We start from the raw sequence: 15405 nt of genomic DNA, 5'->3' as shown, positions 1-15405 counted from the left end.
GACGTTTCGGGCATCGATGATTCCCATCCTCCAGCGCGGCGCGTCGCGAACAGGCGTGCAACAAGCTGGAACCCGTGCCTGGAACCGGGGAGTACCCTTGCCCAAGCCGTGCAACTCAGGGCAACAGCACATCCCGCAACTCCTGGAACACCTCCCCGTTGTTGCAGAGTTGACGGATCGCAGGGAGTGGTCGGTCGAGACAACTCATGCTTCACAGCCGAATGTCCACAACACAGTTTTCCTGAGCCCCCCGCCCCGTCGCGCTTCAGCATGAGCGCAGAGGTCCCCCATACCGCCCAACCAGCCCCCCCCCCAATGTGAGAGGTGAGCCTTACACTCGCTGCGCGATGACAACGGGAGCGAGGAAGATGGGCGACGAAGCTCGGCAAGGCACTGCAGAGCCGTCAGATAAGAGCAGGTCGCGAAGGGGGCTCTCCGCGCGAGCGGAGGTGAACCGACAGGCCATGGAGAACTACCTCCCCACCCCCGGTGCTCTCCGCGCGAGCGGAGGTGAACCGATCCTCGACAACGCGTCCCTCGCCGTCACGGCGTGCTCTCCGCGCGAGCGGAGGTGAACCGGCCGAGACGCGCAGTGGCCACACGCCTGTCGTGTGCTCTCCGCGCGAGCGGAGGTAAAACGACGCAGACGGTGCCATGGCGCCGGGGTCAGGCGCGGTGCCCACCTGCTCCAGCCGCTTCCTCAGGAAGGGCAACGAAGTGCCGCTGGAATAATATGCAGTTGGAGGCTGTGGGAGCGATTTGACGACGTGGTGGAGTTCCGCTTCAACGAGCCACTTCCAACCTCACGCTGACGCGTGATGGAGGACGAGCACGGCCTGGACGATCACGGTGATGCGGTTGGTGCTGCAGGGGAGCTTCCGAAGGAGCCGCCAGCTTTTCAGGACCGCCATGGCCTGCTCGACAAGGCAGCGGATCTTGGCATGACTGCTGTTGTGCGCGCTTCCACCTCTTGAGCCGATGGCCTCGGAACGGAACACGGACGGGGTGGCCGGCTCCCTGGTACGCCTTGTCCGCCCAGCACTTAAGCTCGGCCGCGACGAGCGCGTCGATGATTCCGTGGGTCCGTGCGGCAGTCAGGTCGTCGACGGCCCCGGGCAGGGCGTGGGACGCCCACAACAGCCGGCCGAACGGATCGGTGAGGGCCTGGACGTTCATGCCGTGACGCTTGTGCTTCCCTGAGTAGAACGGGGTGTCGGCGGCGATCCGGTCGATCGGCAGGAGGGTGCCGTCCAGGATCACGAACGCCTTGGTCCGGATGTTCTTCATCGCCTCGGCCAGGGTCGGGGCGAGGGCGGCCAAGACGTCGACTGCCTCGCGTATGTAGCGGTAGACGGTGGCGATCCCGATGCCGAACCCGGCCGCGAGCTGGGCGTAGGTGTCGCCACACCGCAGGTGGGCCAGGGCGAGCAGGGCCTGACGTGCCGCGGGCAGCCATCGCCACCGCGTGCCGATGTCCCGACGCCTGGCCGTCAGCTGTCCGGCCAGGAACCGCAGGGTGCGGGTGGACAAGTCGATCGAGGACGGGTAGAAGAGCACGCGAAGCTCCTGGCGAACACGGGTGATCTTGGTCGAGAACCCGTCTACCAGGAGCTTCGTCGTTGTGCAGAACTGTCCACCTCGCGGTCAGCGCCGCCAGCTTGGAAGAGGGTCAGTGACGCAGCCCCTCATCTTCGTGCCGAATCATCAGAATGGCGTTCCGGCGCGTCTGCACTATCCGGTAGACGCCGACCCCGCCTCGCTCGTCGGGCAGTTTCCGCCCGGCTTCTTCACCTATGACGACATCGCCGGGTGCCCCACGTTCACCGCGCACCGCGTGACGGACGTCGTCACCGCCCTGCACAAGGATTGGCCACGCGTCGATCTCAGCTACGGGCGGTACGAGTCCCAGCCGGAGTCGAGCACGACGGTCACGCGCCCCAAGAGCGCCCGGTCGAAGCACTGGAAGAGCATGGGGCCTCGCATCCCCCAGAGCCTTTCGTAGGGCAGTCACATGAGACGACCAGTAGGCGGCCCAGCGCCCGACGGTGGTCACGGCGCATCAGCGTCGCTCGGCGAAGGCGTCGCTCCGGAGGCAGACAGTCGCCAGCCGGGCGTAAGCGGTCGTGATCGCCAACTGGGCCAGATGGGCGGTACCTTCAGCAGCTCGGTGTCGAGTACAGGGAAGGGGAGGGGCAGCATGTCGAGGGGCAAGCAGATGTTGCGCGAGCTCGGCCACGCAGTACGAGAGGGGGCCGAGGAGAGCGCACGCGCCCATTACTTCAGTGTGTACGATCGCGGCTTCAACGAGGCGGCCCAGACCTGCCTGGGCGTCCTGTCCGATGCTACGGAAGAGTTGTTGGCGAGGATGAAGTCCGGAAACTTGTCCAAGCAAGAACAGGCGCTGTACGCACGGCTGACTGAACTGACGGCTGAAATGGACGAACGTCTCCGGAACGCCTGCCAGAAAGAGCCGACAGGAGACGCCCTGCCGTAGCCGTCCGGCGCCCGATCCGGCCAGCCAACAAGACTGTCCTGAGGCTCACTTCTGAGGATCGGCCCCGTACGTCACGACGTCCGGCACACCGAGAGCCATGCCGGTGATGCAGCCCTTGTTCCATGCGTCGCGCTCGTCGCCGTCCAGGCCGCTGGGGAGCGAGTCTGCGCACTCCCGCTGTCCCACGGAGGCGGGGTAGCGGGTGTCGGGGCCGCCGGGGCGGGTGCACATGTCCTGCCGGGCGGCCACCTCCCCGCCGGTCGTGCAGTACGTGAAGTTGGTGTCGAGGACGCGCTTCGCGTAGTCCATGGCCGTCTGCTCGCCGAACCGGTAGCCGTCCCAGTACCTCGCGGCCTTGTCCTCCTCGGTGGTGCAGCCGGCCAGCGCGAGAGCGGCGAGGGCAAGCAGTATGAAGGTGCGTCGCATGCGCCGGAGCATACGAGAAGTACCCCGCCCCCGCAGGGGGCCGGGTACCGGCCAGACTGCCAAGTCGTACTCGTCGGGCCAGGGTTCCTCGGTCCACAGGTCGTCGTAGTGTCCTGCACCCAGCTCACGAAATTCCGCACCCCCGTAAGCACAGAGTCCCCATCAACGAACCGACGAGGACTCATGAACGATCGAGGCTAGAGGTACGGCCGGTTCCGGTTCCCGAATCTCTCAAGTTCATCAAATTGCGGTTGGCTTGGCGGAGTTCAGCCGATCACTGACCTCATGCAGACAACGCGGACGATACGGAAGCAGGTCGACGACCGCCTACGGCGCTGGTGCGCCCCCGCCGGCCTCCTCCTCAACACCTACGGCAACAACCTCTACAAGGCAGGCGAGAACAAGGCCCTCGGCACCCTCCTCTTTGTCCTCGGCATGGCGATGGCGTTCTACGGGGTGCCGTGGTGGAAGCGCAAGGTGTTCACGGCGCGCTGGTGGCATGACTCGGAGAAGGTGAAGACCTTCCTGTGGGCCGCGGGTCCCAGCGCCGTCATCCTCACCTACTGGAACCGACCTGAGATCTGGCAGTCGCCCGGGGATGACAGATTGACGTACTCCATGCTCCGGTGGGCACTGTTGGGTACATGGTTGGCGATGGCCGCTGGCGGCCAGGAGCGAGATCCCGAAGACTTCCCGATCGAAAAACTCCCTAGACGTATAAGGCGCGCTACCCACGACCGAATATGGTCCAATCTCGCTGGCCTCGGCGTCGCCGTGGTCCTAATAAGCGAGCAGTTCTTCGCCACTTACAAGGCGCCGGTCATCTCCACCAGCCTGACCCTCGCGGCGGGCGCGATCGTGCTCCTGCATAAGACGCACACAAGGGTGCGCAAGTTGTGCACCAAGACCCACGCCGACGTACAAGCCCTGCTCAGGGACCTCGACGACCTGGCCAAGGCCGAGCGCGACGACATCGACAAGACCGACGTGGCGCTCAGAAGCTGGGACGCGCTCCACCTGGACTTGCGTGCCGGGATCGACACTGGATACCCGGTGGGGATGCCATTCCTACCCGCCAGCACCCTCCAGGCGCTGGAGACGAAGATCCTGGCCGCGATTCGGTCCGGCCCCGTTACCCCGGACGCCATCGACGCGGCGGGCGAGGAGCTGCGCGCCCTCCAGGCCGCTTGCGCTGACCATCTCGACCCCTTGGCCTGACCCCCGCCCCGGGGCACACACGCACAAGGGGCGCGGGCGCGGGGCCGTCCAGAGTGGGGAACGGGAGACGGTCTGGGAAGGGCCTGAGCGCGGGTTGGGAAACTCAGAGAGCCTCATCACAGTGACCCTCTTCCAAGCTGGCGGCGCTGACCGCGAGGTGGACAGTTCTGCACAACGACGAAGCTCCTGGTAGACGGGTTCTCGACCAAGATCACCCGTGTTCGCCAGGAGCTTCGCGTGCTCTTCTACCCGTCCTCGATCGACTTGTCCACCCGCACCCTGCGGTTCCTGGCCGGACAGCTGACGGCCAGGCGTCGGGACATCGGCACGCGGTGGCGATGGCTGCCCGCGGCACGTCAGGCCCTGCTCGCCCTGGCCCACCTGCGGTGTGGCGACACCTACGCCCAGCTCGCGGCCGGGTTCGGCATCGGGATCGCCACCGTCTACCGCTACATACGCGAGGCAGTCGACGTCTTGGCCGCCCTCGCCCCGACCCTGGCCGAGGCGATGAAGAACATCCGGACCAAGGCGTTCGTGATCCTGGACGGCACCCTCCTGCCGATCGACCGGATCGCCGCCGACACCCCGTTCTACTCAGGGAAGCACAAGCGTCACGGCATGAACGTCCAGGCCCTCACCGATCCGTTCGGCCGGCTGTTGTGGGCGTCCCACGCCCTGCCCGGGGCCGTCGACGACCTGACTGCCGCACGGACCCACGGAATCATCGACGCGCTCGTCGCGGCCGAGCTTAAGTGCTGGGCGGACAAGGCGTACCAGGGAGCCGGCCACCCCGTCCGTGTTCCGTTCCGAGGCCATCGGCTCAAGAGGTGGAAGCGCGCACAACAGCAGTCATGCCAAGATCCGCTGCCTTGTCGAGCAGGCCATGGCGGTCCTGAAAAGCTGGCGGCTCCTTCGGAAGCTCCCCTGCAGCACCAACCGCATCACCGTGATCGTCCAGGCCGTGCTCGTCCTCCATCACGCGTCAGTGTGAGGTTGGAAAAGGCTCACTCCTCCAGCGCGGCGCGTCGCGAACAGGCGTGCAATGAGCTGGAACCCGTGCCTGGAGCCGGGGAGTGCCCTTGCTCAAGCCGTGCAACTCAGGGCAGAACCACATCCCACAACTCCTGGAAAACCGCGCCCTTGTTACAGAGTTGACGGTTCGCCGGTAGTGGTCGGTCGAGACAGCCCATGCTTCACAGCCGAATGTCCACACCACGGTCTCCTGAGCCCCCGGCCCCATCGCGCTTCAGCATGAGCGCAGAGGCCCCCATACCGCCCCCCGAACAGCCCACCAGCCCCCAATGTGAGAGGTGAGCCTTAGAGGGCGTTTACGCCTCTCTTGATGCGATTTCAGGTGCTACGTGAGTGGGCCTTGATGAGATGGGTGCTTCTCGAGGTCGCGGTGGTACTGGTGGGGTGCCGATGCCGTGGTCTCGCCCGCACTCCTCCTGTTTCATCCCAGGACGCGCCGTCGTGCACCGTTCGCTTCGTGCGCCTGATGCATGCGCCTGTGCCGGGTCCTCGGCCAGCCGGTACTCCAGAATCATGACTGAGCGCCGTCGCTATCCAGGCGACCTCTCCGATGCCCGATGGGAGCTGGTCGAGCCGACCCTGACCGCCTGGCGGTCCGAGCGCCGCGGCCGCGGCCTGGACATCGGCAGGCCACCGAACCACGACCTGCGCAGTCTCCTGGACGCGGTCCTCTACGTGAACCGCACCGGTATCCCGTGGCGCTATCTGCCGCACGACTACCCGCACTGGAACACCGTCTACGCCTACTTCGCCCGCTGGCAGGAAGAAGGCGTATTCGACCAGCTCAACAGCCTCCTCCGGCGTCAAGTCCGCAGGCAGGAAGGCCGGGAGGACGAACCGACCGCCTGCGTCATCGACTCCCAGAGCATCAAGACCTCCACCAACGTCCCCACCTCCGGGCAAGGCATCGACGCGGGCAAGAAGATCGTCGGCCGCATGCGGAGCATCGTCATCGACACCGTCGGACTCCTCCTCGGAGTGCTGGTCACCGCGGCCAGCGTGCAGGACTCGACCGCCGGCCGAACTCTCATCGAACGGATCGCCACCGAGCATCCCACCGTCCGCAAAACCTGGGTCGACGGCGGCTATCGCCAGCACCTCGTCGAGGACGCCGCCACGCTCGGCATCGACATGCACATCGTCCGCCGCGACCCCGCCACCAGGGGCTTTGCCGTTCTGCCCCGCCGCTGGACCGTTGAGCGGACTCTGGGATGGCTCATGAACCACCGACGCCTGGCCCGCGACTACGAAGCACACCCACACCGGTCCGAAGCCATGATCCACCTTGCGATGATCAACCTCATGACCCGCAGACTCACCGCAGAATCCACCCCTACATGGCGCGGCGCATGAACCACCCGCAGCCACGCAATCTGGGATGAAACAACGGGACGAAACACCCTCTAAGTTTCGGGGAGATGTTCGGGGGTTTGGTCACTTCACTGTGGCTCCCGGACGGCCTGGCGGTGCGGGTGGTCCTGCCGATCGGCCAGGAGCTCACCGCGCGCCTGTGGGCCTGGCCGAGGCGTCGTCACCTTGGGGAAATTACCCGGTGGGGAGCAGGCTGCTTGGTGGAGTATGAGCAGATGAACAACTCTTTGTTCGCTGCCTCGGCAGCGGATCTGACGATCGAGCGCATCCGCGCCCTCGCCGCGCGTCTGGACCAGGTGGAGAGCCTGACACTGGAGTACAAGAGCGAGTACTCCTCCAGCCTGGTGCAGACCATCGCGGCGATGGCGAACACCTACGGCGGCATGATCCTGGTCGGCATCAACGACAAGGTGGAGCCGGGCGTCGCGCGGATCGTCGGCGTCGATGCTCAGCCGACGATTGACCAGATCGTCAGCGGGTGCAGCACGATGCTCGATCCGCCCTGGGAGCCAGCCTTCTTCAACGTGCCCCTCGACGACGGGTCGGGGCGCAGCGTGGTGGTGATCCGGGTGGACGCCGACGTCGCGCCCCGGCCGGTGCTGGTGAAGCTCAAGGCGCCGATCCGGCTGAGCGGGCGCAACGCCACCGCCGACCGTAACCGGCTCCTCCAGCTCGCCCGGGAGGAGCCGTCGGCGAGGGTGCTGCCCATGGGGCAGAACGTCATGTCCCCGAATCTGGAGAGGGACAACGAGGGCAAGGCCACTGCCGACTTCATCCTGCGCACCGGCATCAACCTCCCGATGGGCCAGGCTGGCGCCTGGCGCCCGCTGTCGGAGAGGACCGTCGACGCCCTCGCCCAGGCGCTGAACGACTCCGCATTCCCCCCGGCCCTGCGCACCCTCGGGAACGGGGCGATCGACTACGACACGGGCTTCCGCCGGCTCGGGCACAACAGGGCCCGCAAGGCCCGGCTGGTGTGGCAGGCCACCGGCTGGCCCGCGGACAAGACGCACCTGGTCGAGGCGATCGTGTCGGTCGACCTGCCCGAACCGTACGGCGCTGCGACGTCCGCGGTCGCGAGCGTCACCATCGACGTCATCGCCCGGGTCTGCCAGTACGCCGAGGGACGCGGAAAGGCGAGATGGACGCACCGGTACCCGGTGCCGGAACTGGCCGTCCTGTTCAACGGGTTGTTGAAGACCGCCGTCGATCCCAAGGTCGTCGCGGAGATCGCCCGCATCGCCGACATCGACACCGCCCTGGTGGCGCAGCCGCGCGAGCTCCACCTCGTCGCGGACCGGCAGGTCAAGGAACTCCTGGCCTCCCACGGGCTGGAGGAGATCCCGGAGGCCGGGGCATCGGCCGGTGGCGTCTTCCGCGCCAATCCGGCGCTGGACCTGCGCAGCTTCACCGACCGCCAGGAGCAGGTGGACGACTGGCTCCGCCAGCTCGGCCTGGACGCCGGCCTGACCGGCATGGAGAGCCTGGTCGAGCGCTACCGGGCCACCGCCCCGACGCCGGTGTAGCCCGTAGGATGGAAAACGCCTGGTCCCCGGCAGCTCCAATGCCGAGGACCAGGCGTTTTGAATGAGTGCTGCCCGCCAGCTCGCCAAGTCGGCACACTGGGTTCATGACCGAAATGAGCCCAGGGCAGGCACGCGATTTCTGGAAGGCGTTGGTGGACAATGCCTCCTCCCTGATCACCGACGCCCGCACCCTGCTGAACGCCAGGTCCTACGGGCGGGCGTACTCCCTGACCGTCCTGGCGCAGGAGGAGCTCGGGAAGGCTCTGTGGATCTACGACGTCTTCCAGGATGACTGGAGCTCTGGTGCTGATCAGCCCCGGACGGTGGACGCCTTGGCTCAGCACGGGAGGAGCCACACCAAGAAGTACCTGGAGGCGGTGGTCTTCGGCGACGGCCTCGCCGAGTTCTGGGGCGACTACAGCGCCGTCCGCACCATGGGGTCGAGCTACGAGGAGTGGGAGAAGGCCCACAAGGCACGACAGCAGGAAGCGGAGGTCGCTGCCCGGACTGCCAACCTGGCAAAGCAGCGCGGGTTCTACGTCGACCGCGACGAGGACGACGCCATCCTGTCCCCCGCGGCCATCCCCGCTGGAACGACCGAAGCCGACCTGCAGACCGCTGCGCGCGTGATCGAGATGCTCCTCATCAACGATCACGTCCGGATGAAGTCGGCTGTCACACCGTACGACAGCACCCATGAGCAGCAGTTCCGGCTCTTGGCCGTGGCGCACCCTGAGGACTGGGCCGCGGCCACAAGATCGGCCGGTTCGGAGGGTGAACAGGACAGCTGGTAGCTGAGGAGCATTCGGAGACCACTCTGTCCTGTTGCGACGACCGCTAGATCGGAAGATGCCGAGGACCAGGCGTTTTGCGTCGGCGGGCCTACAGGCGCAAGGGTCTGTTCCCGTTGGGGAACAGACCCTTGTCAGTTGGAATGGGACTATCGGGCCTCTAGGTGCCCATGGCCGCCGCTATCACCGCCGGCGGTCGTACGAGGTCAATCTGGGGATGGGCGACACCATCGAGCGGGCTGAGAATTCGAGCAGCCCACCCTTCGGCGGCCAGGACGACCGGCGGTGAGGCGTCGACTCGCATCGGCAGGACCGTCAGCAGGACCCACTCCTCCCGTCGTGCACCCCCATCGGCGCGGTGCTGGTGATGCTCAGCAAGCCGGTCACTCACTGCCGTGGGTGCCCCGCGGTGAACACTGCCGACGTAGCGGCAGCGGCCGCGCACGTCCCAGGCGACGTACACCGCGCTGGCCGCCGTGATCTCCCGCCGGACCGTCACAACGGCGGCACGGCAGGTCAGCTCGGCCCGCAGGATGCCGTCGCTGGTGAAGGCGGCGGCGTTGAGCAGCGGAGCCAACCTCTTCACCGCTGGGAAAAGTTGGCGGGCGATCTGCCGGGGGATCAGTATGGCCGGGCTCACTCCTCGTCCCCGTCGCCCTCGTCGTCCAGGTCCAGCACTGCGGTCCGCTCGGGGCCGAAGGCAACAAGGATGTCGTCGACCTTGCGCAGGTGCTCGCGCAGCATCTGCACGCCCTCGTGACTGCCGAAGACCTCGCGGCCCCGGGTCGGCACCATCTTGGCCAACACGTTGACGGCCTTGCGGGCGTTCTTGACGCCCTGCTCCAGGATTCGCCGCTGGCGCGTGTCCTCGGCCATCTGGTCGTCGTCCTTGGTGTGGTTGTTGCCGAGCGTCGCCCGGTTCTCGGCGATAGCGGCCTCGGCGCCGATGGGGTCGGCCGCGTAGACCAGGTCCCACTCGTAGTCGATGGTGACCAGCGCGCCCACCTTGTCGCGGACCGGGTCACCGTCGCGCACGAGAACGCCGTCGACCTCGTGGTCGAAGGTGTGGTAGCGCTTAGGCAGGATGCCTGGGTCGGCCGCGATGTGTGCGCGCGCGATGGAGTGGAGCATGCGCAGGCCGCCGTAGGTGGAGGCCAGAATGGCCAGCAGCTTGTTGGGAGTGGCCCGGAACGGGGCCTTGCCGCCCTCACGGGTGACGCCCACCTTGGAGCCGCGGTCGCGGGTGATGTATCCGTCGAGGATCGCCGCCGTCCCGGCCAGCACCGTCAGCTCGGCCACAGCGGCGGGGTCGTCGCCGATCGCCTTGATGAGGATGTCGTCGAGCACCTTGAAGGCGTCGTCGCCGGTGCTCAGCTGCCAGGGCTGCTTCCATACCGTGTCGGTGATCGTGCCGCCGTTGCCGAAAGCGCGGATGGCCGGCTCGATCCGCTCGGAGCTGCGGTACGAGGACAACGCCATGGGCGCCAAGTGGTCGCTGACACGCTGCCGGTCGGCCCTGCCCATGCCGAACTCCTGCTTGATGAGCAGGTTCATCTGTTCGGCGCGGTAGCCGGCCAGCACGGTCTGCTGGTGGAGCGCAGAGGACCACAGCCGATGCGGCGGCAGCCCGAGGAGCTGGTGCATCTGCTCGGCGGCGACCTCCCCGAGCAGGATTTGATAGGTGTCCTTGTCGATCAGGCCGTTGTGCAGGGCGTGGCGGTAGACGCGCTGCATGCCCTGGGTGTTCTGTGCGCCCTCGGTCCACGCGGTGACGTTCACGTGAAGGTTGGCGACGAGGTCGTCCCGCGCGGCCACGAGGTCGGGCATGGGAGAGCCGTTCTCCGTGACCGCGCCGACGATCACCATGGCGGGGAAGGTGATGGTGTGGCCCTCGCGGCGGGTCGCCTCGGTGAGCGTGGGTTCGGCCAGGCCGCGGCGGACGCGGGCGGCCATCTCCGCCACCTTCGTGCGGGCGGCACGCTGGTCGGCCGGGCGGCGGGGCCCGGAGCGGTCCACCGAGCCGATCACAGCAGCCACGCACGCGGCGGCAGCCTCGTCGATATCACCGCCGGTGCGGGCCAGCCACATGCTCACGAGCCGGCTGTTGCCGTCTCCGGCGACGGTGAAGGTCTCCTGGTGGGTGCCGTCGTCGTACACCACGCGCACCAGAAAGAGCGTCATCGGCTCCTTGACGCCCTGCTGGAGCACGCTCTCGGTGTAGACGTTCTTCCCGTTCTGCGCGTAGAACGTCCGACGCATGCTCTCGGCCACCGCGTCCGCCAGCGCCTTGCGGTTCGGCATCCGGATCACGAAGACCGCCTGCGGCTCGCCGCTCTCCTCGTCGATCGAGGTCTCGTAGGTGACCGGCGCCGCGGCCGAGGCCTCCACGTCCATAGCGGTCCACACCTTGTGGGCCCACCGCGGGTTGACGAAGTCCGGCAGCACGTCCAGGTCGAGGAAGCGCCGGTGCGGCGGGATGGCGTAGAGCGTGCCGCCGACCACGGGCTTGGCCATCAACAGTCCGGCTTCCGCGGTTTCTCCCTCTGCCTCGATCATCTTGCGCAGCAGCATCGGTTCCACCGCGCCCGCCGTGACGATGCTGGCCGCGCCGTCGTCCAGGGGGCTGACGGGGTTCTCGGTCAGGGCCTTACGGGCCCCCCGCAGCTGAGCCACGGGCACCGGGTCGGACACCGGGTCGGGCTTGCGCAGCAGCGGGGGCAGGTTGTTGCTCTCGTCACCAAAAGTGTTCACGATCTCGCCCTTCTGGGGGATCAGCGCGCTGCAGGCCGGGCCTGCCGTCCCGGCACCGTGCCTGGGACTCCACTGCGCGCCGTCACAGGGCGGCGAGCGTCGTCACGGTCAGTCCTCGGCTCGTGTCCGGGACCTCTCGTGCCGACCGGCGTTCCGCAGAGCCAGGCGAGCTGCTGGTCGGCCAGGCCATCTGGACCCGGACTCCCGTCATGGACGGGCGCCAGCCACTCTTCACGCTGCAGGTCCAACCCTGTGGCGTGCGGTTCTGCATAACCGGAGCGGTACGCGGCCGACGCGCGAGCGTCGGCGGCCACCAGATTAACGCACCATCAGCCCTTCGTCTCCGCCTTTTCGGTCTTGCCCGGTTCCTGCGGTGGGCAGCAGCAGCCCGACCTGGATAGGACGGTCAGGAGTTGAGAAGCAAGTAGCGCAGCTCCGTTCAAATCAGGGCAGGTTGCGGACAGTTCCGGTGATCCGGGTGCTGTGGGAGGGGACCGGGCAGTCACCACCGCCGCCCCGCTCATGGGCTCTTCCGACCGGCCATCAACGCCGCCACCGCGCCGCGCTGTCCTGGTGAGCACAGTGCCGTGCCACGCGCACGACTTGACCGTGGCGGGCCTTCCGTAGGATGCGAAACGTCGCGCCCCCGGCAGCTCCGATGCCGGGGGCGCGACTCGTGGAGGAGCCGGCCTACAGCTCGATGTCGAGCCGTTCCACGTCGGTGAACTCCACGTCCAGTCCGTGCGCGCGGCTGTTGTTGGCGCGGAAGTACATCCTGGCCAGGCCGTCGGCGGCGATCTGCCGGAGCTGGGCCTCGGTCTGGCCCTGCTCCCGTGCGTTGAACAGCTTGTCGGCGTACTCGGGCGGCAGGGCCTGGGCGATGTCCCGGATGCGGGCGTCGTCGGTCGTGCCGCCGGCGGCTTCGAAGCCGAAGCGGGCGCGGGTGGAGACGACCAGCCCGCCCGTGGACGCGGCCTTCTTCCTGGCCTTCGCGCGGATCTGCGGCTGCCACCGCTTCTTCACCTCGCGCTCCAGGCGGGCGCGCAGGTCCTGGCGGGGGCGCTTGAGCTTGCCCGTCACGTACCGCTCCACGGTGCGCTGGGAGATCCCGAGGGCCTGGGCGGCGGCCTTGGTGCCCTTGAGCTGCTTGACGAGGTATTTCATCTGCGCCTGAGCGGACTGGGGGATGCGGCGGGTGAACGCCCCCTCCAGCGCGCGGTCCAGGCTGTCCCCGAGCAAGTCGACCATGACCTGCTACTCCCCTTCTCCGGCCGTCGGGTCGGCGGTCTTGATGAGGTTGGCGAGGTTGAAGACGCCGCCGCGTTCCTCGAAGAGCTGCTCCGCCCACAGGACGGTCTGGGTGCCCTGGTGCTTGACCATGCCGGGCGAGACGCCGAGCCGGAAGCCGGGTACCGGTTTGCCTTCAAGAGCGGGTGGCAGGACGTCCAGCGGGGACGGGCCTGGCGAGGGGTAGACGATCGCGTCGGTGCCGACGGCGACGGGGTACAGGTCGGCGGCGGCCGCCGTTTTCATCAGCTTGCGGTGCAGTTCGATCCGCTGGCAGGCCAGCACAGCGGCCCGGATGTCAGGGCGCCAGGTCTCCCGGTCCAGCGCGGGGTAGGGCTCGTAGTACGGCACCTGGCCGCGGGAGCGCTGCCTGAGTTTGCCGATGCCGCCCTTCGCGGTGGCCTTGATCGCGGTCTCCAGCAGCGCCATCGTCGGGTCGACCTGCTTGCGCCGGGCCATGGCGTCCAGGAAGTCCTGACCGGTGAGGTCGGGGGTGACGCCCATGTCGGCCATCGTGTCCACGTACGCGTCGCGCAGCTGCGTGTACCAGGGGTTGAGGTAGCGGCCGGTCTGGGTACGGACGTACGCCTCGATCGGAGCGACGTCGAAGCCGAGCTGCACCGCGTACTGCACGGTGGGCGTGGCGTACCAGGCCGGGCCCTGGGGCCGGTCGCCCTTCGGCGTGAACGGGCTCGGCAGCCGGTCTCCATCGACATCGACGGTGCGGCCGTTGATCCGCGCCTGGGACAGGTCGACGTGGCTCAGGTCGACCAGCCACGAGCCGGGCAGCGCCAGGTTGAACTGCGGGTTGCCGGTCAGGTGGGTCGGCCCGTTCAGCCCGACGGTGAGGCCGTTCGCGGCGGCGGCGAACGACATGTTGATGTCGATGCAGACCAGGTACCGCTGGTTGTATTCCTCGTCGGTCAGCGGCCGGCACCAGTCGTACGGTTCCTCCATCAGCATCTCGGCCGGGGTCCGCAGGTGGTGACGGGCGAACTTCCCCTTCAGCAGAGGGTGTTCGTCGGGGACCTCGCACGGGACGACGTCGTACTTGGCGGTGAGCGCGTCGTCGTTGAAGGCACGCTCGAACGCGCCGGTCTCCTGGTTCTTCTCCGCGCGGGTCGGCGGGCGCAGCGCGGTCATCAGCTCCAAGCCGGTCGTCGCGGTCGTCCCGCGCGGCGTGATGACCCGGGCCGCGTACAGGCCGAGGTACTGGGCGAGGTCGGCCGGGTGCATCGTCGGCAGCTGCGGGTCGTCGCGCTTGTCCCACTCGCGGGCGTCCAGCGCGTTCCAGGGCAGGATGCACAGCTGGACGCAGCGGCGCCTTGAGCCCTCCGGGTCGCGGTAGACCCGCGCCCACGGACCGAAACCGCGCTGGCTCATCTGGAGGCCGGCCTTCTCAATCTGCTTGACCACCTTGTGGTCGGACGCGAGACGCCCCGCGTGCCGCTCCTCCTCCGACAGGGCGACCGGCAGGCCGAAGCGTTCCAGCGCGGCTGCGGTGAGGACGAGGATCGGGTCGGCGTCGCGGCCGTTGCGGTGGAGCCGGGCCTGACCGAGGCGGGCCTTGGTCAGCGTCCAGTCGACCAACGCCGGGATCGTCTTGGCGGGCACGTCCAGGACCAGGCCGCCGACGCAGTACGCCGATACCTGCCCGTCGGCGTCGGCGTCGATGACCGCGAGCGGGCCGTTCTCGAAGCGCGGGTCGACGGCGGCCGCCGGCGCCGTGGTCTTCTTCGCCACCGCCTACTTCGCACCAGGGCGCTGCGACGACGCGGCAGCCTTCGCGGCGGGCGCCGGTCGTGCGACAGCAGCCGGTGCCGCCGGTGCTTCGGGCGCCGGGGCGGGGACGGGCGCGGTGCCGGTGAACACCTCCGGGACCACCGGCCCCGGGGGCGCGGCGGGCGCGTCGGCGGCCGGGGCGGGGAAACGGGCGGCGAGGCCCTCCAACAGCCGGGCGTACGCGGCACGCTTCGGCGGCCGCGGCTCCGTCCTGCCCGTCTCCCAGTTCCCCACCGCCTCCCGGCGGGCGTCCAGCGCCGTGGCGATCTGCGCCTGACTCAACCCCGCAGCCTCCCGCAGACGCTTGCGCTCCGCGGGGATCGGCAGGTCGTCCTGCGCGACTTGCTCCAGCAACGCGTCGACGGCGCTGAACAGCTCGTTCTCATTGGACACAGAGGTCACCTCCAATAGACAGCCTACTCGATCACGCGCTTAATCGCACACCCAATCGCGCATGAATCGCGCACGTAATGCGGAGTAGACATGGAGGGGGGCGTTCTTCGCTGACTGAGGCGGGACGGCCGACTTGGAGCTGGCTCAGCGCCTGGCCCTGGAGGTGGTCGACGGCGCAGAGCCGAACCCGCACGACTACTGGTGGCACTGGGCGGTAGTCGGCCTTCTACCACAGCAATGTGTGCATAGGACGCCCCATCGCACGAGCTTGCTGACCAGCAGCGTGACGGCGGGCGAGAGTCCCCCGGCCCCAGCCAGCACCCGCCGGACCCAC

At 68.0% G+C, this 15405-nt stretch carries 10 protein-coding genes and 3 pseudogenes; 7 read left to right on the top strand and 6 right to left on the bottom strand.

Annotated elements, in window-relative coordinates; translation table 11 throughout:
* Nucleotides 1-803: 803 nt before the first annotated feature.
* A pseudogene (locus OHA55_RS01455) lies at nt 804-1557 on the bottom strand (transposase family protein).
* Nucleotides 1558-1672: 115 nt separating this feature from the next.
* On the opposite strand from OHA55_RS01455, the gene OHA55_RS01450 reads away from it, so the two are divergent.
* Nucleotides 1673-2002 (top strand): hypothetical protein, encoded by a 330-nt coding sequence (locus OHA55_RS01450; RefSeq protein WP_266702001.1) that lies wholly within the window; start codon nt 1673-1675, stop codon nt 2000-2002.
* A gap of 195 nt (nt 2003-2197) precedes the next feature.
* Nucleotides 2198-2494, top strand: coding sequence for a hypothetical protein (locus tag OHA55_RS01445; RefSeq protein WP_266701999.1), 297 nt, complete (start codon nt 2198-2200; stop codon nt 2492-2494).
* A 45-nt stretch (nt 2495-2539) separates the two neighbouring features.
* On the opposite strand, the gene OHA55_RS01440 is transcribed toward OHA55_RS01445, so the two are convergent.
* Nucleotides 2540-2920, bottom strand: coding sequence for a hypothetical protein (locus tag OHA55_RS01440; RefSeq protein ID WP_266701997.1), 381 nt, complete (start codon nt 2918-2920; stop codon nt 2540-2542).
* A 285-nt stretch (nt 2921-3205) separates the two neighbouring features.
* Between OHA55_RS01440 and OHA55_RS01435 the strand changes: the two genes are divergently transcribed.
* The 5 genes and pseudogenes from OHA55_RS01435 (at nt 3206) to OHA55_RS01415 (ending at nt 8861) form a co-directional block, all read left to right on the top strand.
* A complete protein-coding gene (locus OHA55_RS01435) occupies nt 3206-4138 on the top strand; it encodes a hypothetical protein (RefSeq protein ID WP_266701995.1) in 933 nt (310 codons plus the stop codon).
* A 237-nt stretch (nt 4139-4375) separates the two neighbouring features.
* Nucleotides 4376-5129: pseudogene (locus OHA55_RS01430) on the top strand (transposase family protein).
* Between the two features lie 554 nt (nt 5130-5683).
* Nucleotides 5684-6523: an IS5 family transposase gene (locus OHA55_RS01425; protein WP_266701993.1), complete on the top strand. Its 840-nt coding sequence runs from the start codon at nt 5684-5686 to the stop codon at nt 6521-6523.
* A 233-nt stretch (nt 6524-6756) separates the two neighbouring features.
* On the top strand, nt 6757-8067 hold the full coding sequence (locus tag OHA55_RS01420; RefSeq protein WP_266701991.1) for a helix-turn-helix domain-containing protein: 1311 nt from the start codon (nt 6757-6759) through the stop codon (nt 8065-8067).
* Between the two features lie 104 nt (nt 8068-8171).
* The gene (locus tag OHA55_RS01415; protein ID WP_266701989.1) at nt 8172-8861 is read left to right on the top strand and encodes an AbiV family abortive infection protein; all 690 of its coding nucleotides are present in this window, start codon (nt 8172-8174) and stop codon (nt 8859-8861) included.
* A 157-nt stretch (nt 8862-9018) separates the two neighbouring features.
* Here OHA55_RS01415 and OHA55_RS01410 read toward each other — a convergent pair whose 3' ends face one another.
* From OHA55_RS01410 to OHA55_RS01395, 4 genes and pseudogenes are all read right to left on the bottom strand, one after another.
* On the bottom strand, nt 9019-9498 hold the full coding sequence (locus OHA55_RS01410) for a hypothetical protein (protein WP_266701987.1): 480 nt from the start codon (nt 9496-9498) through the stop codon (nt 9019-9021).
* Entirely contained in the window at nt 9495-11609 is a 2115-nt protein-coding gene (locus OHA55_RS01405) for a hypothetical protein (RefSeq protein ID WP_266701985.1), read from the bottom strand. The genes OHA55_RS01410 and OHA55_RS01405 overlap by 4 nt, the downstream gene beginning before the upstream one ends.
* 690 nt (nt 11610-12299) lie before the next feature.
* Complete coding sequence (locus tag OHA55_RS01400) at nt 12300-12857, bottom strand: XRE family transcriptional regulator (protein WP_266701983.1); 558 nt, start codon at nt 12855-12857, stop codon at nt 12300-12302.
* A 6-nt stretch (nt 12858-12863) separates the two neighbouring features.
* Nucleotides 12864-15071: pseudogene (locus OHA55_RS01395) on the bottom strand (helix-turn-helix transcriptional regulator).
* Nucleotides 15072-15405 lie beyond the last annotated feature (334 nt).

The organism is Streptomyces sp. NBC_00102 (assembly GCF_026343115.1).
Classification (GTDB): domain Bacteria; phylum Actinomycetota; class Actinomycetes; order Streptomycetales; family Streptomycetaceae; genus Streptomyces.
Note: the sequence above shows the minus strand (reverse complement) of the source record. Positions and strands in the feature narration are given on the sequence as shown.